Origin of the sequence: Clostridium sp., assembly GCF_021443865.1 — a bacterium.
Taxonomy (GTDB): Bacteria; Bacillota; Clostridia; order Clostridiales; family Clostridiaceae; genus Clostridium.
The window spans coordinates 53,846-76,354 of record NZ_JABUTB010000035.1 but is presented as its reverse complement, the minus strand read 5'-3'; the positions used below and the strand labels follow the sequence as shown (position 1 = coordinate 76,354).

Sequence of the window (22,509 nt, the reverse complement as noted above, 5' to 3'; positions counted from 1 at the left end):
GAACTCACGTAACTTGCTTGGAAGGCAAGGGCTCTACCATTGAGCTACACCCGCATATCTTATTGACAATAACAATTATATATTCCAATAATATTACTGTCAATAAAAAATTTATACCATTAAATAATTTCAGTTAGAGATTTTAGTAAAATATCTCTGAATTTCTCGCCATTTCTCTTATTTACATTTGCACTTTCGCAAATCTTTTTCCACTCTACCAAATTTAATCCTGTTCTATCTATAAAGTCTTCTTCAGTAGTAGTTATATAACTTGAGTTAACAACGAATTCTCCTAATTCTTCTGGCTTATCAAATATCTTTAAGTATAAAAATTCTTTGTTATCTCCATACCAAGTTCTATTAAAGTCTCTGCAAAATCTTTTTAATGATTTTATTAGCTTATCACCTGGTAAATTCCAAAAACTTTTAACCATATCAAGGTGTCTTCTCATATTATCTGCTTCTTCTTTTGATATTTTATTATTTTTTTCACCATCAGTAATTATTCTTTCTACTGGAACATTTGGGATATTTATAATTAATCTTTCTTTTCCATAAATCCATTTATAAAAAGCTTCTTGTAAAAATGAGTATTGAATATATCCTAATAGTGTCCTTTCATTAGGAAAGTATGACCATATATTACTAAGACCATTATTTTTTGAAAATATTAAACTATGAATATATATACTCTTATTATCTGGAAGTCTATCCATAAACATATGGCCTCTTATAGTTTTGTTTTCATTGATTAATTCTTCCCAATAATCAAAAGAATCATAATTATGCCTCACAGTATCACCTTTCTTTCAATTTCGAAATAAAATATACTATACATATATTATATAGTATATTTTAACTCATTTTCAAGTAAATTTTCGGTTTATAAAAAAGTAAAATTAAACACTTTTAATTTGAAAAAGTTCATCTTATTCATAATATGTTAATTTTTACAATATTCTTAATAATCTAGATTATTATTTAAAAAAATTATATAATATATGTAAAGAGATATAAAGTTATATAAAGGAGGCATGACTTTGTACCGCTGTGAAATTTGTGGGGCTAAAGCAGATATACATCATATAGTTCATAAGCATGAAGGAGGTTGCGATATTAATATAAATTATAAATATCTTTGTAACTACCATCATAGAGGAAAATATGGACCCCATAACTGCATAGAAACCGACATTAAATATAAGCTTGAAATGCAAAAAAAGCTTTTTAAGCTTTTACCAAAGGATTACTATACAGCTAAGGAGCTTTATGGTCTTTTAGAAACAACAAATTCTTCATTAAAGAAGTTAGTGAAAAATTTAAAGCTTTATAAAGAAGGTTATTCTAAAAGAGAAATCATTACAAACTTAATGGGTGGCAAACTATACTCCTATAATATACTTGAAGAAATAGAATTAGAACGTCTTTACCATAATATTAATATTAGCTAAAACATTATTTTATATTCAATTTATTAAAAGAAATATCATATTTTTCTAAAATAATATTTCTTTATGTTGACATTAATATATTAAATAATTATAATAGGTAATAAATATTTAATGCGTTGAAGAGAAGAGTAAACTACTTTTCATTTCCAGAGAGAGATAAGCTTGGTGAAATTATCTTATTTGAATTTAGTTGAAGACCACCTCTGAGCGGCTCTAATAAAGCCCGTCAATATCACGTTACGATATCTTAAGAGGCCTACTTATATATTTAGGCAATTAAGGGTGGAACCGCGGGAAATATAGAATTATATCACTCTCGTCCCTTCTATTATTGAAGGGACGGGAGTTTTTTATTTTTAAAATAAGAAGGGAGAATATTAAAAATGATTAAAATCACTCTAAAAGATGGATCTGTAAAAGAATTTGAAGCTGGTATTTCAGTACTTGATATAGCTAAAGCAATAAGTGAAGGTTTAGCTAGAAATGCTTGCTGTGGAATAGTTAATGGGAAGGTTGTAGATTTACGTTATACTGTAAATGAGGATTCAGATCTTGCAATCTGTACATTTGATTCTCAAGAAGGTAAGGATGCTGTAAGACACAGTATATCTCACGTATTAGCTTATGCTGTTAAGAGATTATATCCAGAAGCAAAATTAGCTATTGGACCAGCAATTAATGATGGTTTCTACTATGACTTTGATGTAGAAAATTCTTTTTCTGCTGAAGATTTAGTTAAAATTGAAGATGAAATGAGAAAAATAATAAAAGAAAATCCTTCAATAGAAAGATTTGAATTGCCAAGAGCTGAAGCTTTAAAATTAATGGAAGATGCTAATGAACCATATAAGGTTGAATTAATAAATGATTTAGGAGAAGATGAAGTTATTTCCTTCTACAAAATGGGAGACTTCGTTGATTTATGTGCTGGACCTCACTTAATGTCATTAAAGTCAGTTAAAGCTGTTAAACTTCTTAGAAGTGCTGGTGCTTACTGGAAGGGCGACGAAAAGAATAAGATGCTTTCAAGAATTTATGGAACTGCTTTCTTAAAGAAATCTGACTTAGATGCTCACCTTGAAGCTTTAGAAGAAGCTAAAAAGAGAGATCACAATAAATTAGGAAGAGAGCTTAAACTTTTCACTACTGATGAAAAAGTAGGTCAAGGATTACCACTATTAATGCCTAAGGGTGCTAAAATAGTTCAATTACTTCAAAGATGGGTTGAAGATGAAGAAGAAAAGAGAGGCTATGTATTTACAAAGACTCCATATATGGCTAAGAGTGACTTATATAAGGTTTCTGGACACTGGGATCACTACAAAGATGGTATGTTCGTTTTAGGAGACGAAGAAAAAGATGCTGAAGTTATGGCTTTAAGACCAATGACTTGCCCATTCCAATATACTATCTATAATGCTGAACAACACTCTTATAGAGAATTACCTATAAGATATTCTGAAACTTCTACTTTATTTAGAAATGAAGCTTCAGGTGAAATGCATGGTTTAATAAGAGTTAGACAATTTACTTTAGCTGATGGACATATAGTTTGTAGACCAGACCAAGTGGAAGAAGAATTCAAGGCATCTCTTGAATTAATAAACCACATAATGCACACTTTAGGTATTGATGAAGATATTTCATTCAGATTCTCTAAATGGGATCCAAACAATACTGAAAAATATATAAATAATCCAGAAGCTTGGGAAGAAACTCAAATATTAATGAAGGGTATCTTAGATCACCTTGACATTAATTATGTAGAAGCTGAAGGAGAAGCTGCATTCTATGGACCAAAACTTGATATCCAATTCAAGAATGTTCACGGAAAAGAAGATACAATAATAACTATCCAAATTGACTTTGCTCTTGCAGAAAGATTTGATATGACTTATATCGATAAAGATGGAAACAAGAAACGTCCATATATAGTTCACAGATCTTCAATTGGATGTTATGAAAGAACTTTAGCTATGCTTATTGAAAAATATGCTGGTGCATTCCCAACTTGGTTATCACCAACTCAAGCAATAGTTCTACCTATTTCTGATAAATATAATGACTATGCTGAATCAATAGTTAAGGACTTCAAAGCTGCAGGAATAAGAATTTCCGGAGATTACAGAGCTGAAAAGATCGGTTACAAGATTAGGGAAGCTAGACTTGAAAGAATCCCTTACATTCTAGTTGTTGGTGAAAAGGAAGCTGAAAGTAATGCAGCTTCAGTAAGAAGCAGAAAGAATGGTGAAGAAGGTGCAATTCCAGTTTCTGAATTAAAGAATAGATTAATATTAGAAATAGCTAACAAAGAAAGATAATATAGAGGCTGCTTCGCAGCCCCTAATTAAAAATGCAAAATGTAAAATGAAGAATTATTAAAGTAATTTATTCCAAATTACAAAATGTATATTTTTTGATAAACTCCTTTGGGAGTTTATTTTTTTATTTTTCATTTATCATAGCTCCATCTTCAGTCTAATAATAATTACTATAAACTTGTATATTAGCGAACTATTGATATAAATAAATATAATCCTAATAAAACTTCTAAAACAGAGAATACTACAGATAGTGGATAAAATAGTGGTTCATTTAACATTGTGATTATAAAAATAGATACTAGAATTAGAGAATGGATATGTGAAACTATAGCTACTCTTTTCTTTATTAATAGTTTTTCTTTTAGTAAAAAAGTTATTATAAAAATTAAAAGTTGTATAGGTGTTATAATCATAAGAATAAAAAAAGCGCCCATTGTTAAAGGCTCATACCAAGGCATAATCTCCATAGTTGAAGTAAATGCAATAAAACTTATTCCAATAATAAAATATTGAATACTATAATAAATAATTAAACTAATTTTCTTCAATAACTCTTCCCCCCCCATTTCAATATTACTTGAGTGTTACATTTCTTTTAAATACACATTTATTTACTATCCTAATTTTACCATTAAACTGTAAAAAAAGGAAAGTCATAATATATAACTTTCCTTTTTAATAAAAATATTATTTATTCTCTTCTATTAGTTTCTTAAGCTTATTTTGAAGTAACCAAACCTTCTTTTGTTTTCTATTATAAGCAACCATTCTATCTTTATTATTAGTACTAGATTCTAAAAGTTTAGTCGTCTTCTCTTCAAACATTTTTACAGCTTCATTAATAATTTGAAGTTCTTCTTTATTAAACATAAAAACACTCCTTTTTAAAAGGTAAATTCAATTAATAAGTGAAATTTATCATTTTATATTATAGTTTATAAAGGTATGTTTTTCAAATTTAAATATTGTAAAATCACTTCTTCTCTTAATTTAATTATATTATAAATAAAGCTTTTTACTTAAATTTTATTTATAAATTTCACTAAATCTTGTATTCGTAATTATATAATCGAATTTAATATCATGAATTTCTGAATCAATAAAATCTATAACTTGTAAATCATAAGCTAATACTAATTTATTTCTTATTGCTTTTATATCTTCTAAATATCTATCGTAGTAGCCTCCACCATAGCCTATTCTATTTCCACTTAAATCAAAGACTACACCTGGAACTATAATTAAATCTATTTTTTCTTTATTTATATAATCACTATCATCAATAGGCTCTAATATTCCCATTGAATTTTCCTTTAGTTCAGCAAGAGATTTCAATCTTATTGCCCTCATAGATTTATCTTCCTTATATATCTTAGGAATATATACCTTCTTTTTATCCTTTAAAGCTTTATTTATTATGTTTTTAGTTTCAATTTCTTTACCAAAGCTCATATAGATAAATATATTATTAGCATTTAAATATAACTCTGAATCTATTAGCTTTTTATAAATCTCATAATCCATATTATTTTTAACTTCTTCTTCTAAAGAATCTCTTATAAGTAAAATCTTATTTCTTAAAAGCTTTTTTTCTTGATTTTTCATAATATCTCCTTATATTAAAGTTATATTAATTATATCTCTTAATATAGATGCAGCAGCATTTATTGTTCCTGATGCACCACCAATAATACTTATATCTCCTAAGGTATCTGTCTTATAATATACGCCTTTATTTTTATTATCTACAAAGTATAATGGATGCTGGCTATTTAATACTTCTGGTCTAACATAAGCCTTAATTTCACTATTTTCTTTATAAACTTTTCCTATTAATTTTATCTTATTTCCCTTATGCTTTTCTTCTAATATCCTATCTTTCTTTAAATTATTTATTCCTTCTACTTCTATATCCGTTAAGATTAGATTAGAATTCATTAGAACATTTGCTAGAATTAATATCTTTCCTGCAGTATCAAAGCCTTCTACATCCAAATTATAATTAGCTTCAGCTATTCCTAGGGAAATAGCCTCCTTAAGTGCAGCTTCATACTCTATTTCTTCTTCATACATTTTAGATAAAATAAAATTACTAGTACCATTTATAACAGCTTCAATAGATAATATATCTGCTCCTGCTATATCAAAACTTCCTACATTAATAGAAGGTAAAGCTCCTCCAGTAGTACAGCCTATTCCTAATTTTACATTATTTTTATCAGCTAAATTTTTCAAGGCTTTATACTCCCAAATAATAGGTCCCTTATTTCCAGTAACTACGTTAATTCCATTTTCTAATGCCAATTTAATATGAGTTAAACCTGGTTCACCTGACTCTATATTTGTACTTGTAAGCTCTATTAATGCATCTATATCATTATTATTAATAATAGTATCTATATTTATCTCTTCTTTAAAATCTAAAGAATTTAAGTTGTAATCTTCACTTATTATACTTCTAAGATTTATACCTTCCTTATTATAAACTCCACCATTACTCTTAATAATATATTTAACATTTATATTTAATCCCTTTGCTTTGAGAGTATCTTCCTTTTCAACTAATAGCTTTATAAAAGACTTCCCAACTCCCCCAAATCCTATAAGTCCTATATTCATATTTCTTGCCCCCTATATTAATACAAAAGTTTATTTTGAAATTTCTATATTATATCTCCATTGCTTTTCTTTTATATCTCTTGCTTTAATTGTAACAGTATTTCCAGTTGTCTCAACATAAATTCCGCTAATATACTCATCTTCTCTTCTGATTCCTTTTTCTTCATACTCATCAATTACTAAAGTATAATGAACTGCCCCTGTATTTACTATAGTAAATGGTTTATCTAATGATATGCTATTATCTGATAAATCTCTATGGGTATGAGATGAAAATAATATTACCTCTGGATACTGTGATAATATATTTCTTAATTCTTCTGATTGCTGAACTCCAACCCACTTGCTATTTGGGTATTCTAATTGCTGATGTAAAAATACAAAAATAGGTTTTCCTTTTTCATATTTCTCAGCTAGCTTCTCTTTAAACCAATCTAATTGTTCAGTAGATAAAAAGGCTGTTACCGAANTCAGCTAGCTTCTCTTTAAACCAATCTAATTGTTCAGTAGATAAAAAGGCTGTTACTGAATTCATAGTTTCAGAATTCCCATCTTCTGAGCCTAAAGAAATAAAGTGATAACCCTTTATCCACTTATCATGATATACCTTTTCCTCTCCAGCAAAGTCTAGGTAATTTCTAATAAAGCCTTGAACTTGCCCACTAGAATTTGTCTCAATATTATAATCAAAAAATTCATGATTACCTATATTCTTTATTATTATATCAGGTAATAAATCCTTATTTTTCTCTAAAAACTTATTCATAGAATCATATTGTTCATCTAGTCCTTGATCTACATTATCTCCATTTAAAATTAGTGCATCCATTTTTGGATTTAATTTATAAAAATCATCTATGGCTTTTTGAAAATGATTTATATTCTCATGTACATCACCTAAAACACCAAAAGCAAGATCTGGATTTGTAACCTCTATTACTTCTTCAGCCTTCTTAGTAAAGATTTTAGATCTATTTATATATAATAATGAAGCTGCTATTAGAATAAAAATTGTACTTAAAATGATTATTTTTATTTTTTTCATATCTTACTCCTTTCTAAGTATTATTAGTATTATAAGTTTTAATATTTACATACCTACACTTATTTTTATCTGTATAATAATACTTTACCACTTATTTAGGAATATTTTAATAGAAAATACTATTTTAACAATTTTCCCCCAAAAGCAAAAAAACTCAGGAAAATTAACTCCTGAGTTTTTTTATTTAAATTAATCTATATCTAAGATATTTTTAATTTCATTTTTGTAAGCATCTGCTTTTGCACCGAAGATAGCTTGAATTCCATTACCAACTTCAACTACTCCTGCTGCTCCTAATGATTTTAATTGATCTTTGTTAACATTTGCTTTATCTTTAACTTCTACTCTTAATCTTGTAATACAAGCATCAACGCTAACTATATTTTCTTCTCCACCTAAAGCTGCTAAAACTGCTGGAGCTTTTTCAACTATTTCGTTGTTCTTTGCGTTCTTTTTGTTTCCAGACTTTTCGTTGATATCAGCTTGAGGGATACCTGCTTTTTCTTGGTAGTCAGCTTTTGAATAAAGTTTAACTTCTTCTTCGCTTTCATCTCTACCTGGAGTCTTTAAGTTGAACTTCTTAATTAAGAATAAGAATAAGAAGTAGTAAACTACTGCATAAACTATACCAACTAAGATTAATCTTAACCAGTGAGTAGGAACTCCTGCTCCTGCTGGTAATAAACCGAATAATGTAAAGTCTATTAAACCACCTGAGAATGTCATACCTATAAATACATTAAGTACATCCATTAACATAAATGATAAACCTGCTAATAAACAGTGAACTCCATATAATACTGGTGCAACGAATAAGAATGTAAATTCGATTGGTTCAGTAATACCAGTAAGTAATGCTGTAATTGCTGCTGATGCTAATAATGAACCAACAACCTTTTTCTTTGATGGTGCTGCTGTTCTATACATAGCTAATGCTGCTGCTGGAAGACCAAACATCATGAACGGGAATTTACCAGCCATAAATCTTGTAGTACCTGCAACTATTGTTGACATATCTGCTGTTGAAGCTCCAACTAAGCTACTCATGCTTGATAATTGAGCAAAGTAAGCTGTGTTAGCTCCTGCAACTGTTTGCCATGCACCATCTACTAATATTTTTCCATCAACAAATGATCCATACCAGAATGGTGTATAGAATACGTGATGTAATCCAAATGGAATTAATGCTCTTTCAATAACTCCATAGAAGAATGTTCCTATAGGACCTGCATTTCTAACTAATTCTGAAAGTACTCCTATACCATTTTGAACTACTGGCCATATGAATGCTAATAAAGCACCAACTACTGCCATAGCTAAAGAAGTAACTATTGGAACAAATCTTGATCCTGAGAAGAATCCTAAAACTTGTGGTAATTGTATTGTATGATATTTATTGTGTAATATTGCTGTAACTATACCTGTAATAATTCCACCGAAAACTGACATATTTAAAGTAAATATACCTAAGTTAGTAGTAACATAAGTACCATATTCACCAACTGCATCTGGAGTAATAACTCCTAATTGAGTTAATCCTAATGCTAACATTGAAGATATAACTTGGTTCATAACTATGAAACCAAAGATTGAAGCTAATCCTGCAGTTCCCTTATCCTTCTTAGCAAGTCCAACTGCAACACCTACTGCAAATAATAATGGTAAATTACCAAATATAATATCCCCTACATTTTTCATTATTGTTAATATTGCTGTAACAACTGGGATACTAACAAAAGCTATTAATGGTTCATAAACTGCTGGTGGATTTGATAATCCTGAAATTCCTAATAAAGCTCCACCAACGCCTAGTAAAATACCTGCAATTGGTAATGCTGCTATTGGAAGCATTATAGCTTTACCGATTCTTTGTAATTGTTGTAACATTAATAATTCCTCCTTAAATTAATCTTTATAAATAAATTGTTCATTTGATAATTGCTAAAGTAGAATATTTCTATTTACAGATATTATTTGCATATTTTTTAATTTTATTATAATTTACGCAAATAAAAAAAGGACCAAACCTTATAGATATAGTTATAATATACCTATAATAATTTTAGTCCTTGCCTGCTTTACCAGTAACACACTACTTATTTGATTATGTTCATATAGTATCATAAAAAAAATCAAATGTAAATGTTTTTTTTTAATTTTTTATTGATTTTTTTATATTTATCCCTACTAGTTAAATTGTTTTAAGTGTCTTTATATTATGTTTTTTATTATTTCTAAATAGTTATATTAAAATTATTTAGAACATTATTATCTATTTATCATTTTTAGTGTTATTTTCGTATAAATTATCATATATTTCTATAGATTTTTTGTTAAAATGATTATATAATGGTATATGTACTTTACATAACAAATTTCGAAAGGATTCGATAAAAAATGGCATTAATAGGAATACTAATAATCATTGTAGGATTTGCTCTTAAATTTAACACTATTGCAGTTGTTATTCTTTCTGGTATAGTAACTGGATTAATTGCAGATATGAGCATTTCTGAAATATTAACAACTTTAGGACAAACTTTTGTTCAAAAAAGAGATATGAGTTTGTTCCTTCTAACTTTACCTGTAATAGGTTTATGTGAAAGATATGGTTTAAAGGAAAAAGCAATTGAATTAATAAAGAAAGTAAAAGGCTTATCAACTGGAAAAGTTATAGCTGGATATTTATTTATTAGAGAAGTTTCTTCTGCTATGTCAGTAAAACTTGGTGGACACCCTCAATTTGTAAGACCTTTAATTAATCCAATGGCTCAAGGCGCAGCTATTTCAGAATATGGTGAAATTGATGAAGAAGATGAAGATTTAATTAAAGCAAATTCTGCTGCTGCTGATAACTACGGTAATTTCTTCGGACAAAATGTATTTTTAGCAAACTCTGGAGTTTTACTTATAGCTGGTACATTAGAAACTTTAGGCTACAATGTTGACACATTACAAATAGCTAAAGCTTCAATTCCCGTAGCAATAATTGCTTTTATCTTAGGAGTTATTCAAAACTATCTATTAGATAAAAAGCTTGCAAAAAAATATAAGAATAGGTAGGAAGACATATGGATATTAAGACATTTTCAAATATATTATTAGAAATATTCTACATTATGGTTGGTCTATTCTTTATGCTTACTATGATGTTTACTTTAAAAGATAAGAATCACAAAACTAAATACGGTACTGCATTATTCTGGGGAATTCTTGGTGTTATATTTATACTAGGAAACATAATACCTCCTGCTATAATTGGTTTACTTATTGTAGTAATAGGTCTTTTAGCTGCTCTTAATCAAATTAATATTGGAAGCTTAAAACAATTAGATGCTACTTTTGCTAGCTTAAAATCAAAGGAAATTGGAATAAAAATCTTTGTTCCTTCATTAATAATTGCTTTAGTAGCCTTAATCATTGCACAATTTACACCAATTTCTGGAGTTGCCGCTGTAGGTATCTCTGCAATAATTGCTTTAATAGCTACATTTGTAATAACTAAGGCTAAACCTAATGAGCTTTTAGATGATAGTAATAGAATGTTCCAAGCTGTTGGAGCTACTGCAATATTACCACAATTATTAGCTGCTTTAGGTGCATTATTTACTGCTGCTGGTGTTGGTGATATTATATCTGGTCTTATTTCAAGTGTAATTCCAGAAGGAAATATATTATTAGGAATAACTGCTTACTGCGTAGGAATGGCTATATTTACTGCTATTATGGGTAATGCTTTTGCTGCCTTTTCAGTAATCACTGTTGGTATTGGAGTTCCTTTTGTATTTGCTCAAGGCGCAAACCCAATTATAGCTTCTTCATTAGCTATGACAGCTGGTTTCTGTGGAACTTTATTAACTCCAATGGCTGCAAACTTCAATGTATTACCAGTAGCTTTACTAGAAACTAAAGATAAAAATGCAGTTATAAAAGCTCAATCAATATTTGCAATAACTTTACTTGCAATTCACATACCATTAATGTACTTCTTAGCGTTTTAGTACATAAAGGAGGCTTATAAATGAAAATTTTAATTACAGGCTTTGATCCTTTTGGTGGAGAAAATATAAATCCAGCATTAGAAGCTGTAAAGAGATTACCTGATACTGTTTTAGGGCATGAAGTTATTAAGCTTGAAATACCAACTGTATTTAGAAAATCTCTTGAAAAAATTGAAGATAATATTAAAATACATAATCCAGATGTAGTAATTTCTGTTGGACAAGCTGCTGGAAGATTTGGAATTACTCCAGAAAGAGTTGCTATTAATATAGATGATGCAAGAATTAAAGATAATGAAGATAATCAACCTATTGATATATCTATATATGAAGATGGTGAAAATGCCTATTTCTCTAACCTGCCTATAAAGGCTATGGTAAAAGAAATGATTGATAACGGAATTCCAGCTTCTGTATCAAATACTGCAGGAACTTTTGTATGTAACCATGTTATGTACGGAATTATGTACTTAATAGATAAGAAATATCCAAATATAAGAGGTGGATTTATACATGTTCCATGTATACCAGCTCAAGCAGCTACAAAGCCTAACATGCCATCTATGTCAACAGATGATATAACTAAAGGGCTAGAACTTAGCATAAAAGCAGTTATAGAAAATTCATCAGATATAAAAACTGTAGGCGGAACTATCTGTTAATGAGTAAAAAGTTAAATATTTTTGTATATGGTAGTTTAAGAGAAGGCTTTTTTAACTATTATCTTTACTTAAAGGGAAAAGTTAATTCTATAAGACCTGCTGAAATAAGTGGATTTGATTTATACCACATGCCATATAAGGGCTACCCAGCAGTATTGCCTGGAAATACTACCATAGTAGGTGAAGTTGTTGAACTTATAGATTATGATGCAACAATTAAGCCAATGGATGAAATGGAAGGCTTCTTAGGTGAAGGCAATCCAAATAATGAATACTCAAGAGAAATCGTAAAAGTAAAATTAACTGATGATGAAAGCTATGAACATTGTTATTCTTATTTTTATAACAAGGATATAGATTCTAAATTCCATAATGAAGCCATTTATATTGAAAATGGTGATTGGAAAGAATACATGCTAAGAGAAATGAAAAATTAAGAATGTAAAATGTAGAATTAATGATAAAACTCAGCTTAACAGCTGAGTTTTTTTATTTTTTGATTAAGAAACTTGTTACCCTACAACTGTCGACCTCGCAAGCTCCAAGTAGATATACGCATAAATAGCTAGCAATTTTTTTCGTTACATCTTATGAATTCATTTAAACCTAAAAGAATAAAACTCATCATTAAGATAATTTTTTCAAAAATTCACTACACTCTTCCCTATTTCTAAATATGTATATTTCTTTTCCTTTTTCTTCTTTCAGTATTTTATAAAATTTATCTCTATGTTCTTTGTTAAAATTCCATATCCATTGTAAAAATTCTAAATCGATTTTTTCTGGACATCCTTCTGCCATATCTGCTCTAACTTTACCACGGTGTTTTATTACTCTTTTGAATACTCCTAAAAGGCATGTCCTTCTTGGATAATCTAAGTAAATTACAGTATCGCATCTATTTAACCTTTCTTTTAATGTCCTATCGTAATTACCATCAATTATCCACTTATCCTTTTTAAGTTCTTCTCTAAGTAGCATATTGAATTCTTCTCTAGGGATATTAACCCATCCTTTTCTCCAAAACAACTTATCTAAATGTATTAATGGGAGGTTGCTTTTCTCTGCTAAAATTCGTGATAAAGTTGATTTTCCACTTCCGCTACAACCTATAACTATAACTCTTTGCATTTTTTCTTCCATAGCATAATTCTATAGCATTATAATGCTATAACTCCTGACTTTCTTCTGCTATAGTTTCTTCTTCTTTTCCTAAGTGATTCCCATTATTATTTCTACAATATACGCCCTTCTTTATTGGAGCAATTAAAAAACCTATAACCACTCCTCCTAAGAAACAAGTTGATGCTAATAGTATTTTTTCTTTACATTTCATATAAAATTCAACTCCTTTGTATAGACTCTTATTATAATAATTATACCACATCTATATACATTTTTATCCATTATATATTCTCTATAGTGGTTTTATATACTATATTTTATCTAACAATATCACCTTCCTTAAATTCAGGAAACTTAATATCTTGGCCTTCAATTAATATATACATATCTTTTAATTTATTTATTAACTTCTTTATTAACTTCTTTATTAACATTTAACTTACCTTCTTTAAACAATCTTTATTAATAATATTATAAAATTATTTAGCTAATAAATGTAAAAAGAGTACCAATTAAGGCACTCAATTTTCAAAGTCATTCATCTCTTAATGACTTTATCTTCTCTTTACACTTATATACTTGATATCCAAAAGTAATTGTTAAAATAATAAAAAGGGGAATCAAATAATTTCTTCCATTATACTTAGATATATTATAAAGATATAGTTCATAGGCTAGTATTAATCCTTCAATTATTGATAAAGTTAAAAATACGTTTTTTATTCTTCTATATTGCTCTATCTTGCTTTCATTATCACTATATAGTTCAAAGTCTCCTCTTTTCCTAAAGAAAGCCCATACTCCCCAAGTTTGTATAAGTTCTCCACCAGTTTCCCGAATTAAATCATAAAATTCATTCTTTTCCTTTGTATTTTTATCTTCAATAATATCAACTCTATAAGTATATTCTCCTGGTTCACACTTTTCAAAGTGATATACTCCTAGAAAAAACCTTGTCATTGCATAGCCTTTAGCTACCATAGAATTCAAAAATTCTTCTTCTCGATCTTTGTCATAATACCATCTAAACTTAATCATTTACTTCAATCTCCTTTCTACCATTTTTTATAAGTTCTTCTAAACGCTCTATTTCATTAAATAAAATATTTTTCCCACTGTCAGTAATCAAGTACTCCTTCTTTTTTCTTGAGCTTTTTTCTTCACTGTAAAGTTTTATCCATTTCTTTTCAAGTAACGTATTAATTGCTCCATAAAGAGTTCCAGGACCTAGTGCAACTCTACCATTAGTTAATTCATCTACCTTTTGGATAATTCCATATCCATGATTAGGTTTTAATACAGCTAACAATATATAATAAGTTGCTTCTGTTATAGGTGTTCCCATATTAAGTCTCCTTCCGATATATCGCCTTATGATATATTATATTATATCATTATGAATTTGACTGTCAATATATTCCATATAATAATTATTTTTTCTAAACAAAAAGTGCCTAATATATAGACACCCTCAAATTTGAAATATTAAATTTCTCTCTCTTTCTAAAAGTATTAACCTCCATATTTTTTCATTAATCCTGCTATGTTATAATTAATTTAAATAATATTGGAGATGATTTTAATCCGATGACGTTATATGTCTTTGGATAAGTTCACCTACCCAGATATAAAATTTGGAGGTCACTTATGGATAATAAAATAGATAAACTAACTAAAATAATCAAAGAAAGTAATAATATTGTGTTCTTCGGAGGGGCTGGAATTAGCACCGAATCAGGTATACCTGATTTCAGAAGTTCCAATGGACTTTTTAATGAAAAGCTTAATATTACATTTACACCTGAACAATTAGTATCTCATAGCTTTTATATAAGATATCCAGAGGAATTTTTTAATTTTTATAAAGCTAAACTAATATATCCTGAAGCTAAACCTAATGATGCACATATTGCCTTAGCTAAGCTTGAAAATATAGGGAAATTAAAGGCTGTTATAACTCAAAATATTGATGGATTACATCAAGCTGCTGGAAGTAAGAATGTATTTGAACTTCATGGATCAGTACTTAGAAATTATTGTGTTAAATGTAATGCCTTTTATGATGAGAAATTTATTTTAGAGTCCAAGGGAGTACCTACATGTACTAAATGTGGTGGAAGAGTTAAATCTGATGTGGTTTTATATGAAGAAGGTTTGGATGACTCTACTATTAGAGGTGCTGTAGAAGCAATAGCAAAAGCTGATACATTAATTATTGGTGGAACTTCTCTTGTAGTTTATCCTGCTGCTGGACTTATTGATTATTTTAGAGGTAAAAACTTAATTCTTATTAATAAGAGTACTACTTCTGCTGATAATAAAGCTGATTTAGTTATTCATGATTCCCTTGGTAAAGTTTTAGGGGAAGCAGTTAATAATATATAAATTAATAGTAAAAACAAAAAAGAGAGGCTTGTCCTCTCTTTTCTTATATAAAATTCTATTTTCTATGTTCTAATATAAGTCCTTCAATTCTTGCTCTACATCTTCCAGCTCCACATCTTCCTGTTCCTGCTTCTGTATCTTCTTGAATCTTTTCAAAAGTATCATTACCTTCTTTTATTGATTCGATTATGACCTCATCAGTAACACCTTTACATATGCATATTAAGTTCATTATTTCACCTTCTTTTTCCCTAGATATTTATTTAATAATAAATATTATATAATATTTCATGTTCATTATATCATATTTTTTTCTCTTGTAGATAATTTTCTTCTTTTTATAACTAGTCCAAGTGCAACTGCTAGTATTAATACTATAATTAAGTTTCCATTAAGCTTTATTATTTCTATAGAGTATGCTAATGAAATTGAAGTAAATAATTTTGATATAGCAGCTATTCCAATAAACTTATAACTATTAAGTTTAGCTAGTCCTGCCCCAATACAAATAACTTCGTCTGGCAATATAGGTAAAATAAATAACATAAGTATAATTAAAGTATCATTCTTTTGAATATATCTATTAAACTTCTCTAACTTCTCCTTATTTACTAGCTTATTTACAACATTTCTACTTGCAAACTTTGCAATAAAAAACATAGATATTATTCCAAGAGTAGTACCACAAAATCCTATAACTGCAGCTTTAAAAGGTCCTAAAACAGAACTTCCCCCAACTATTGTAACTGGTTCTGGTAATGGCAATATTATTGGTTGTAAAAAACATATAATAAAATAAATTAATTGCTCTTTCATAATTTTATTACTCCTTTATATTATCTTTGAAAAAGTAAAATTCTAATTTTGATTTACTTAAATATTAAAAGAAATTATTTAATGAAATACCTATAAAAAAATTAATTTTTCTTAAGAAATAGTAAATAAAAATTATATTAATTGTGAAGTAATAAAAATTCCAAGTGGTCTTAATATGATATTTATCCCCTTAAAAGCTAAAGGAAGCATAACCTTTCAGCTATGCTTCCTTTAAAATAACATTAAATTTTATATCATTATCTATCTTCTCTACCGTTATATTGCCTTCGTGTAAGTCAATTATTCTTTTTACTATAGCTAAGCCTAGACCTGTACCTTCTTTATTTCTTGATTTATCTTCTCTATAGAATCTTTCAAATATACGGTCTAAGTATTCTTCTGAAATACTTTCACACTTATTTGTAAAAGAAATTAATATCTTCTTATCCTTAATTTTTAGTGAAACTTTAAATTTTGAATAAGGATCACTATATTTCTCAGCATTATTTATTAGATTTTCAAAGACTCTTAGTATTTGAACTGAATCTATATTACAAAAAGCTTCATTATATGGATTATCCAATATAACATCTATGTTTTTTTCACTAAAATTTATAATGCTTTCACCTACTGCTTGATTTAATAACATTGATATATTAATTCTATTTCTTTCAAGCTTAATATCATTACTTGTTAATTTAGTATACTGAAATAATTCATTTACTAAGGATTTAAGCCTTAAACTCTTATTATATGCAATACTTATATATTCATCTCTAAGATTATCATCAACTTGTTTATTATTTAATAACTCCAAATAGCCTACAATAGATGTTAATGGTGTTTTTAAATCATGAGATATGTTAGTAATTAATTCATTTTTATTATTTTCTATTCTTTTTTCATTTTCTATCTTCTTACCTAACTCTTGAGACATATCATTAATACTTTTACAAAGTTCTGAAAGTTCATCTCCACCTTTTACTTTTATGGTTTTTCCGAAGCCCTCTTCTTTAATAATCTTAACCTCTTTTGTTAGAAACTTTATATATTTAACTTTTCTATTTACTAATAAAGTATATGTTATTAAAAATATAGATACTCCTAGAGCAAAAACCAAGTAAGCTAAATTAATTGAAAAAAATTCATTCTCAAGTATGTAATTATAAATGTCAGGGAATATTCTTACAGTTATTATACTTAAAAATATAATTCCCTCAATAGTTACCACAATAGATATTATAACTACTAAAGTTAAGTAAATACTAATTTTATCAAAGTTAATATTTCTAAATCTTTTTGTATTAAATATTAATATAGTTAGTAAAAATACAATAGCTGCTAATATTTTTATAACATTCTCTTCCCTAGTTAATACTCCTATATTTTCCTTTGTAATTAATATTGCATAACCTTCTAATATAACTAATTGTGCTAAAAGAAATCCAATAATAACACCTAAAATCAAATTGTATTTATTTTTTCTTAAGTCTATCATATTTTATATCCTACTCCCCATATGGTTTTTATGTATTCTGGGTTTTTAGAATCCTTTTCTAGCTTTTGTCTAAGATTAGTTATATGAACCATTATAGAAGTATCAGAAACTGAATATTTTTCTTTCCATATAGCTTCATATATTTTATCTACACTAAATACAATATTTCTATTTCTTGCAAGTAACTCTAAGATTTTATATTCCGTAGGGGTAAGACTTTTCTCTTCACCTGCAACTGTAACCCTATGCATTTCTGTATTAATCTCTAAATCATCTATTTTAATAATACTTGTATTACTATTATTAAAAACTGTATATCTTCTTAATTGTGCCTTTACTCTAGCAATAAGCTCCATTGAACTAAAAGGCTTTTGAATATAATCATCTGCTCCTAAAGTAAGACCTTTAATCATATCAATTTCTTCACTTTTTGCAGTTAAAAATATAACTGGCATTGTATATCTTTTTCTTATATTTATTAATGCTGTGGTTCCATCCATTTTTGGCATCATAATATCTAAAATTACTAAGTCATAAGTCTTTTCATTTATTGCCTCTAGTACTTCTTCACCATTTGATACTTTATCTACTGAAAAGCCTTCTGCTTGTAAGTATATTTCAACTAAGTCTCTTATTTCATTATCATCATCTGCAATTAATATTTTTTGATTCATCTTTTTCTCCTTTACATTTTAAAACATAGGCTGGTTAGAAATTTCTTATAAACCTTGTATGACTTACATTTTAAAAAATGATTCTATATATATCAACTTTACAATTAGTATCTTCAAAGTTAATATTATTTATCATTTCATTTCCTAAATACTTATTACCTACTTTTATAAATGCTATATTCCTGCATTCTTTATATACTCTAATAAAAATATTTCCTTATCTCTTTAAATAATTATTTCCATTAATTATAGAAAAAAATATTTAATTTATATCCAATAAAAATATTAAGATTTGTTAATAAATTAAAATAATAAAGAGAGGCTATAATAATAGCCTCTCTTTACTCTTTTATGCAATTACCCTTTTTTCTATTCTATTTCTTATCTCTTCCATACGCTTGTCTAGTGCTGCACTAATTTCTGAACAGTCTAATAATTCCTTGCCTATTGTTTCAATCTCTTCCATAGCTATATTTTTCTTATATCTTAATTTATGTTCTAGGCTTGCCCAAAAATCCATTGCTATGGTTCTTAATTGTACTTCTACCATCATAGATTTCTTTTCATTTCTTAAGAAAATTGGCACTTCTATAATTAAATGTAAGCTTCTATATCCACTCTTTTTAGGATGCTTTATATAATCCTTTTTTTCAATTAGCTTTACATCATCTTGATTTAACAAGCAATCCGCTATCATATAAATATCTTCTGGGAAAGAGCAAATCACTCTTATTCCAGCAATATCTCTAAGGTTTTCTTGTATAGATTCTACTGAAAAAGGTAAATTTCTATCATTAAGTTTTTTCATAATGCTATTATGAGACTTTAATCTAGATTTTATACTTTCAATTGGATTTCTATCATATTGCAATGAAAATTGCTCATCCAATATATTAAACTTTGTTTCTACTTCCATAAGAGCACAATGATAATATGCCATTAATTCAGTCATTGGCATCATATTCTTTTGTATCTCATCTAATAAATCTTCACTCATTATTTTTTCTTCTAATATTTTTTTGCTAAGTTCTTTTAACATATACCCATCCTCTAACATAGTTGAATTTAATAATAACCCAGTAATATTTTAACATAAATTCAATATGAAAACATTATTTTTAATAAAATTATAACAATTTTATAATAAACTCAATAAAAATAATACACATATATTAAACATAAATTTACTAAATCTCATCTAAAATATACTTAAACTTTTTATAATATGTAGTATCTTATAATAATTTTATATCTTTAATTAATTATTCTACCTTATTGGTTTCAGAGTAATAGTTATTTTTTATTATTTTATCTGCTATATTATAGGCCTTTTTTAACATCTCTTCTTCATTATTTTTAGGATTTCCTACTACTATTCCACCTGTAATAACTGTTGCATCCCTATTTGTATTCAATAAATTTCTACCCATTGGACATCCATTTGTATCTAATCCTAAAAGATAAGCAACTGTTGGCATTATATCTATTTGTCCACCATGAACATCGCTAGTCTTACTCGGTATATCTTTTCCATATATAATTAATGGAATCTTCTTTTCATTTTCCTTCCACCAATCACCTTCAATATTACTCTTTTCTACATCTTCCATATAATATTTGTGAACTCCACCATGATCTCCATAAATCACTACAATAGTGTTATCTAATAAATCTTTTTCCTTTAATAATTCAAAAAATAATCCTATTTGCTTATCTGCATAATTAATACTTTGAAAATACCCACCTAACCTATTTTCATCTAAATCTTTAGGTAAATTTAATTCTCTATATTCCTTATCAATATCAAAGGGCCCATGACTACTTAAAGTTGGTAATACAGCTAAAAAAGGGCCTTCCTCTTTTGATATTTTATCCACAAATTGAGTATAAAAACTTCTATCAGATAATCCAAAACCTACACATTCATCAAAATTATAATCATTAAGATCCCATTGAGTCTTATATCCTGCTGCTGCCTTTCCAGCCTCTGCCCAATTCCAGTCACCAGCTTTTTCAGCATGAGTTAAAATTGTATTATATCCCTCTTTATTTAATAACCTTGGTAATGAATTATACTTTACCTCTGGATATTCTAAATATGTTACAAAACCCCCTAATGGTAAAACTCCTGAAGCAGCCATCATATCCATATCGATACTGTTACCTGCATTATTTTGTTCATATATATTTGTAAAATACACACTATTTGTAACTAAATTATTTAAGTTAGGTGTAATTTCTTGATTAAATACTTCTCTGTTAATAACGCAATTTTCAAGAGACTCAATTTGAAGAAAGATAACATTTTTACCTTTAGCCAAACCTTTATATTCATTATCTTTTAACTCTTCTTCATTCCATGCTAACCATTCATTTACTTCATTAATATCATTTTCATTAACTTCATAATCTAATTTTTTTATAACTTTATAACCTTCATAGACATTATGCACTATTAAAGATCTATTTAAAACTTTTTTATAGGGATTCAATATTGCTTCCCATCTTTCCTGTATAAATCTAACCTTTCCTTTAGATAAATCTTTTATATCAAATATATAGTGATAGCTTCCAATTATGATAAAACATACTGCCATTAATGCTAATGAAGTTCCTATCTTTCTTACATCATTAATTTTATTAATAAGTTTTTTATAATAAAATAAAATTGTAACAATATCAATTATAAACACTATATCATTAATCTTAAAATTAATAAGACTTCTTTCTAAAGTATAAAAACCTTCTTTAAAAAATAAAAACTTTAATTCTAATAGATGTCCAGTCCCTCTATATACCCATAAATTTGAGATAATTAAAATTGTATATATAATATCTACAATGAGTAAATACTTAACAAAGTTTTTGCCTTTAAACATTAAAGATGGAAGCAAAATAAAACCTAATATTGCTAAGTGAGGCAATATTAAATATTTATTTACACCTAATCCGCTAGTATTAGCACTTCCATAACTAAGGGAAATAGACAAGTTAAAAAGAAAACTCTTAATATATAGAATACCTGTTAATATTATTATAAATTTATATCTTTTCACAATTCTTCTCCTATTCAATTACAAGTAAATAATTTAATGTTTATTCTATTTGAATATTTACTTAATTATACCATATATTAGAAAAAATATTTTGAAAATAATTTAACTAAAGCAAAATTTATTGTCATAAAATAAAAACTCAAGCCTTATAAAGCTTGAGTTTTATATTTATTATAGAACGTATTATACTAAACTACCTTAGTTCCGTGAATTTCATTAACTCCAGTGTATTCCATAATATAATCTCTATTTTGTGTATTTACACCTTTCCCTGGCATAATTATTATTCTATCATCAGCATATTTAATTAAGTCTTTAATAGTTTCTCTTCCAATTAGTGCATTTCCACCTGTTCCACCTTTTGTTAGTATTCTATCTATTCCTAAACCTACTAATTGATCAATAGCTACTTTCTTATCTTCTATTTCATCAAAGGCCATATGGAAGGTAATATTCATAGGCTTTGCTACTTCTACCAATTTCTTAGTTGTATTTATATCAAGTTTATCTCCCTTTAAAGCTCCAATTACTACTCCATATGCTCCTAATTCCTTACATATTTTAATATCTTCTATCATTATTTCTATTTCATCTTCAGAGTACTCAAAATTTCCCCCTCTTGGTCTTATAATAACCATTACTGGAATATTAAGATTATTAATAGACTTCTTTATATTTCCAAAGCTAGGTGTTGTCCCATCTTCTGAAAGATTATCACATAGTTCTATTCTATTTGCTCCTAAACTTTCTGCTTTTATTGCATCAGCATAATTACCTACGCAAGCTTCATATATTTTCATAAACTCCTCCTTAGCTAACTGACTATAGAAATATAAAAATCTATAGTACCTTT

General features: G+C 27.6%; 25 protein-coding genes and 1 other annotated feature. Of the genes, 7 read left to right on the top strand and 18 right to left on the bottom strand.

Annotated features, from left to right (window positions below; all coding sequences use genetic code 11):
• Positions 1-119 precede the first annotated feature (119 nt).
• Positions 120-794 carry a hypothetical protein gene (locus HUJ77_RS07745; RefSeq protein WP_291708007.1) on the bottom strand — a complete coding sequence of 225 codons (675 nt, stop codon included), beginning with the start codon at positions 792-794 and terminating at the stop codon, positions 120-122.
• 246 nt (positions 795-1,040) lie between these two features.
• Between HUJ77_RS07745 and HUJ77_RS07740 the strand changes: the two genes are divergently transcribed.
• A complete protein-coding gene (locus tag HUJ77_RS07740; RefSeq protein ID WP_291708006.1) occupies positions 1,041-1,451 on the top strand; it encodes an HNH endonuclease in 411 nt (136 codons plus the stop codon).
• A 107-nt stretch (positions 1,452-1,558) separates the two neighbouring features.
• Positions 1,559-1,778: a binding site (T-box leader), on the top strand.
• A 56-nt stretch (positions 1,779-1,834) separates the two neighbouring features.
• On the top strand, positions 1,835-3,772 hold the full coding sequence (thrS, locus tag HUJ77_RS07735; protein WP_291708005.1) for a threonine--tRNA ligase: 1,938 nt from the start codon (positions 1,835-1,837) through the stop codon (positions 3,770-3,772).
• A 185-nt stretch (positions 3,773-3,957) separates the two neighbouring features.
• Here the strand turns inward: thrS and HUJ77_RS07730 are convergent, their stop codons facing one another.
• The 6 genes from HUJ77_RS07730 to HUJ77_RS07705 form a co-directional block, all read right to left on the bottom strand.
• Positions 3,958-4,323 carry a hypothetical protein gene (locus tag HUJ77_RS07730; RefSeq protein WP_291708004.1) on the bottom strand — a complete coding sequence of 122 codons (366 nt, stop codon included), beginning with the start codon at positions 4,321-4,323 and terminating at the stop codon, positions 3,958-3,960.
• Between the two features lie 139 nt (positions 4,324-4,462).
• Positions 4,463-4,645, bottom strand: a complete 183-nt coding sequence (locus tag HUJ77_RS07725; RefSeq protein ID WP_291708003.1) for a hypothetical protein — start codon at positions 4,643-4,645, stop codon at positions 4,463-4,465.
• Between the two features lie 156 nt (positions 4,646-4,801).
• Complete coding sequence (locus HUJ77_RS07720) at positions 4,802-5,380, bottom strand: 5-formyltetrahydrofolate cyclo-ligase (RefSeq protein ID WP_291708002.1); 579 nt, start codon at positions 5,378-5,380, stop codon at positions 4,802-4,804.
• Positions 5,381-5,389: 9 nt separating this feature from the next.
• On the bottom strand, positions 5,390-6,394 hold the full coding sequence (locus tag HUJ77_RS07715) for a homoserine dehydrogenase (protein WP_291708001.1): 1,005 nt from the start codon (positions 6,392-6,394) through the stop codon (positions 5,390-5,392).
• A gap of 442 nt (positions 6,395-6,836) precedes the next feature.
• Positions 6,837-7,439: a metallophosphoesterase gene (locus tag HUJ77_RS07710; RefSeq protein ID WP_291708000.1), complete on the bottom strand. Its 603-nt coding sequence runs from the start codon at positions 7,437-7,439 to the stop codon at positions 6,837-6,839.
• Between the two features lie 189 nt (positions 7,440-7,628).
• Positions 7,629-9,326: a PTS transporter subunit EIIC gene (locus HUJ77_RS07705; RefSeq protein ID WP_291707999.1), complete on the bottom strand. Its 1,698-nt coding sequence runs from the start codon at positions 9,324-9,326 to the stop codon at positions 7,629-7,631.
• A gap of 510 nt (positions 9,327-9,836) precedes the next feature.
• Between HUJ77_RS07705 and HUJ77_RS07700 the strand changes: the two genes are divergently transcribed.
• Genes HUJ77_RS07700 through HUJ77_RS07685 form a run of 4 tightly spaced genes read left to right on the top strand, consistent with a single transcriptional unit; the run spans position 9,837 to position 12,539 of the window.
• Positions 9,837-10,502, top strand: coding sequence for a DUF969 domain-containing protein (locus tag HUJ77_RS07700; RefSeq protein WP_291707998.1), 666 nt, complete (start codon positions 9,837-9,839; stop codon positions 10,500-10,502).
• A gap of 8 nt (positions 10,503-10,510) precedes the next feature.
• Complete coding sequence (locus tag HUJ77_RS07695) at positions 10,511-11,440, top strand: DUF979 domain-containing protein (RefSeq protein ID WP_291707997.1); 930 nt, start codon at positions 10,511-10,513, stop codon at positions 11,438-11,440.
• 20 nt (positions 11,441-11,460) lie between these two features.
• Positions 11,461-12,102 carry a pyroglutamyl-peptidase I gene (pcp, locus tag HUJ77_RS07690; RefSeq protein ID WP_291707996.1) on the top strand — a complete coding sequence of 214 codons (642 nt, stop codon included), beginning with the start codon at positions 11,461-11,463 and terminating at the stop codon, positions 12,100-12,102.
• A complete protein-coding gene (locus tag HUJ77_RS07685) occupies positions 12,102-12,539 on the top strand; it encodes a gamma-glutamylcyclotransferase family protein (protein WP_291707995.1) in 438 nt (145 codons plus the stop codon). The genes pcp and HUJ77_RS07685 overlap by 1 nt, the downstream gene beginning before the upstream one ends.
• Before the next feature lie 190 nt (positions 12,540-12,729).
• On the opposite strand, the gene HUJ77_RS07680 is transcribed toward HUJ77_RS07685, so the two are convergent.
• From HUJ77_RS07680 to HUJ77_RS07665, 4 genes are all read right to left on the bottom strand, one after another.
• Complete coding sequence (locus HUJ77_RS07680) at positions 12,730-13,233, bottom strand: DNA topology modulation protein (RefSeq protein WP_291707994.1); 504 nt, start codon at positions 13,231-13,233, stop codon at positions 12,730-12,732.
• A 37-nt stretch (positions 13,234-13,270) separates the two neighbouring features.
• Positions 13,271-13,438 (bottom strand): hypothetical protein, encoded by a 168-nt coding sequence (locus tag HUJ77_RS07675; RefSeq protein WP_291707993.1) that lies wholly within the window; start codon positions 13,436-13,438, stop codon positions 13,271-13,273.
• Positions 13,439-13,761: 323 nt separating this feature from the next.
• Positions 13,762-14,265, bottom strand: a complete 504-nt coding sequence (locus tag HUJ77_RS07670) for a DUF2812 domain-containing protein (RefSeq protein WP_291707992.1) — start codon at positions 14,263-14,265, stop codon at positions 13,762-13,764.
• Positions 14,258-14,572: a helix-turn-helix transcriptional regulator gene (locus HUJ77_RS07665; RefSeq protein WP_291707991.1), complete on the bottom strand. Its 315-nt coding sequence runs from the start codon at positions 14,570-14,572 to the stop codon at positions 14,258-14,260. Before HUJ77_RS07665 ends, HUJ77_RS07670 begins: the two co-directional genes overlap by 8 nt.
• 302 nt (positions 14,573-14,874) lie before the next feature.
• Here HUJ77_RS07665 and HUJ77_RS07660 point away from each other — a divergent pair, with 302 nt between their 5' ends.
• On the top strand, positions 14,875-15,612 hold the full coding sequence (locus HUJ77_RS07660) for an NAD-dependent protein deacylase (protein WP_291707990.1): 738 nt from the start codon (positions 14,875-14,877) through the stop codon (positions 15,610-15,612).
• A 55-nt stretch (positions 15,613-15,667) separates the two neighbouring features.
• Here HUJ77_RS07660 and HUJ77_RS07655 read toward each other — a convergent pair whose 3' ends face one another.
• The 7 genes from HUJ77_RS07655 to HUJ77_RS07625 form a co-directional block, all read right to left on the bottom strand.
• Entirely contained in the window at positions 15,668-15,844 is a 177-nt protein-coding gene (locus tag HUJ77_RS07655) for a (2Fe-2S)-binding protein (RefSeq protein ID WP_291707989.1), read from the bottom strand.
• Between the two features lie 65 nt (positions 15,845-15,909).
• Positions 15,910-16,428, bottom strand: coding sequence for a VTT domain-containing protein (locus HUJ77_RS07650; protein ID WP_291707988.1), 519 nt, complete (start codon positions 16,426-16,428; stop codon positions 15,910-15,912).
• A gap of 220 nt (positions 16,429-16,648) precedes the next feature.
• A complete protein-coding gene (locus tag HUJ77_RS07645; protein ID WP_291707987.1) occupies positions 16,649-17,926 on the bottom strand; it encodes a HAMP domain-containing sensor histidine kinase in 1,278 nt (425 codons plus the stop codon).
• A complete protein-coding gene (locus tag HUJ77_RS07640; protein WP_291707986.1) occupies positions 17,923-18,600 on the bottom strand; it encodes a response regulator transcription factor in 678 nt (225 codons plus the stop codon). The genes HUJ77_RS07645 and HUJ77_RS07640 overlap by 4 nt, the downstream gene beginning before the upstream one ends.
• 349 nt (positions 18,601-18,949) lie before the next feature.
• Complete coding sequence (locus tag HUJ77_RS07635) at positions 18,950-19,639, bottom strand: GTP pyrophosphokinase family protein (protein ID WP_291707985.1); 690 nt, start codon at positions 19,637-19,639, stop codon at positions 18,950-18,952.
• Positions 19,640-19,862: 223 nt separating this feature from the next.
• Positions 19,863-21,656, bottom strand: a complete 1,794-nt coding sequence (locus HUJ77_RS07630; RefSeq protein ID WP_291707984.1) for an LTA synthase family protein — start codon at positions 21,654-21,656, stop codon at positions 19,863-19,865.
• A 188-nt stretch (positions 21,657-21,844) separates the two neighbouring features.
• On the bottom strand, positions 21,845-22,456 hold the full coding sequence (locus HUJ77_RS07625; protein WP_291707983.1) for a copper homeostasis protein CutC: 612 nt from the start codon (positions 22,454-22,456) through the stop codon (positions 21,845-21,847).
• Positions 22,457-22,509 lie beyond the last annotated feature (53 nt).

What these genes read in the sequence shown, in the direction of transcription:
- HUJ77_RS07670 (WP_291707992.1), bottom strand. Translation starts at nt 14,265, where the DNA reads ATGATTAAGTTTAGATGGTATTATGACAAAGATCGAGAAGAAGAATTT.
- HUJ77_RS07705 (WP_291707999.1), bottom strand. Translation starts at nt 9,326, where the DNA reads ATGTTACAACAATTACAAAGAATCGGTAAAGCTATAATGCTTCCAATA.
- HUJ77_RS07665 (WP_291707991.1), bottom strand. Translation starts at nt 14,572, where the DNA reads ATGGGAACACCTATAACAGAAGCAACTTATTATATATTGTTAGCTGTA.
- HUJ77_RS07655 (WP_291707989.1), bottom strand. Translation starts at nt 15,844, where the DNA reads ATGAACTTAATATGCATATGTAAAGGTGTTACTGATGAGGTCATAATC.
- HUJ77_RS07715 (WP_291708001.1), bottom strand. Translation starts at nt 6,394, where the DNA reads ATGAATATAGGACTTATAGGATTTGGGGGAGTTGGGAAGTCTTTTATA.
- HUJ77_RS07675 (WP_291707993.1), bottom strand. Translation starts at nt 13,438, where the DNA reads ATGAAATGTAAAGAAAAAATACTATTAGCATCAACTTGTTTCTTAGGA.
- HUJ77_RS07635 (WP_291707985.1), bottom strand. Translation starts at nt 19,639, where the DNA reads ATGTTAAAAGAACTTAGCAAAAAAATATTAGAAGAAAAAATAATGAGT.
- HUJ77_RS07660 (WP_291707990.1), top strand. Translation starts at nt 14,875, where the DNA reads ATGGATAATAAAATAGATAAACTAACTAAAATAATCAAAGAAAGTAAT.
- HUJ77_RS07680 (WP_291707994.1), bottom strand. Translation starts at nt 13,233, where the DNA reads ATGCAAAGAGTTATAGTTATAGGTTGTAGCGGAAGTGGAAAATCAACT.
- HUJ77_RS07720 (WP_291708002.1), bottom strand. Translation starts at nt 5,380, where the DNA reads ATGAAAAATCAAGAAAAAAAGCTTTTAAGAAATAAGATTTTACTTATA.
- HUJ77_RS07685 (WP_291707995.1), top strand. Translation starts at nt 12,102, where the DNA reads ATGAGTAAAAAGTTAAATATTTTTGTATATGGTAGTTTAAGAGAAGGC.
- thrS (WP_291708005.1), top strand. Translation starts at nt 1,835, where the DNA reads ATGATTAAAATCACTCTAAAAGATGGATCTGTAAAAGAATTTGAAGCT.
- HUJ77_RS07625 (WP_291707983.1), bottom strand. Translation starts at nt 22,456, where the DNA reads ATGAAAATATATGAAGCTTGCGTAGGTAATTATGCTGATGCAATAAAA.
- HUJ77_RS07695 (WP_291707997.1), top strand. Translation starts at nt 10,511, where the DNA reads ATGGATATTAAGACATTTTCAAATATATTATTAGAAATATTCTACATT.
- pcp (WP_291707996.1), top strand. Translation starts at nt 11,461, where the DNA reads ATGAAAATTTTAATTACAGGCTTTGATCCTTTTGGTGGAGAAAATATA.
- HUJ77_RS07640 (WP_291707986.1), bottom strand. Translation starts at nt 18,600, where the DNA reads ATGAATCAAAAAATATTAATTGCAGATGATGATAATGAAATAAGAGAC.
- HUJ77_RS07650 (WP_291707988.1), bottom strand. Translation starts at nt 16,428, where the DNA reads ATGAAAGAGCAATTAATTTATTTTATTATATGTTTTTTACAACCAATA.
- HUJ77_RS07700 (WP_291707998.1), top strand. Translation starts at nt 9,837, where the DNA reads ATGGCATTAATAGGAATACTAATAATCATTGTAGGATTTGCTCTTAAA.
- HUJ77_RS07645 (WP_291707987.1), bottom strand. Translation starts at nt 17,926, where the DNA reads ATGATAGACTTAAGAAAAAATAAATACAATTTGATTTTAGGTGTTATT.
- HUJ77_RS07725 (WP_291708003.1), bottom strand. Translation starts at nt 4,645, where the DNA reads ATGTTTAATAAAGAAGAACTTCAAATTATTAATGAAGCTGTAAAAATG.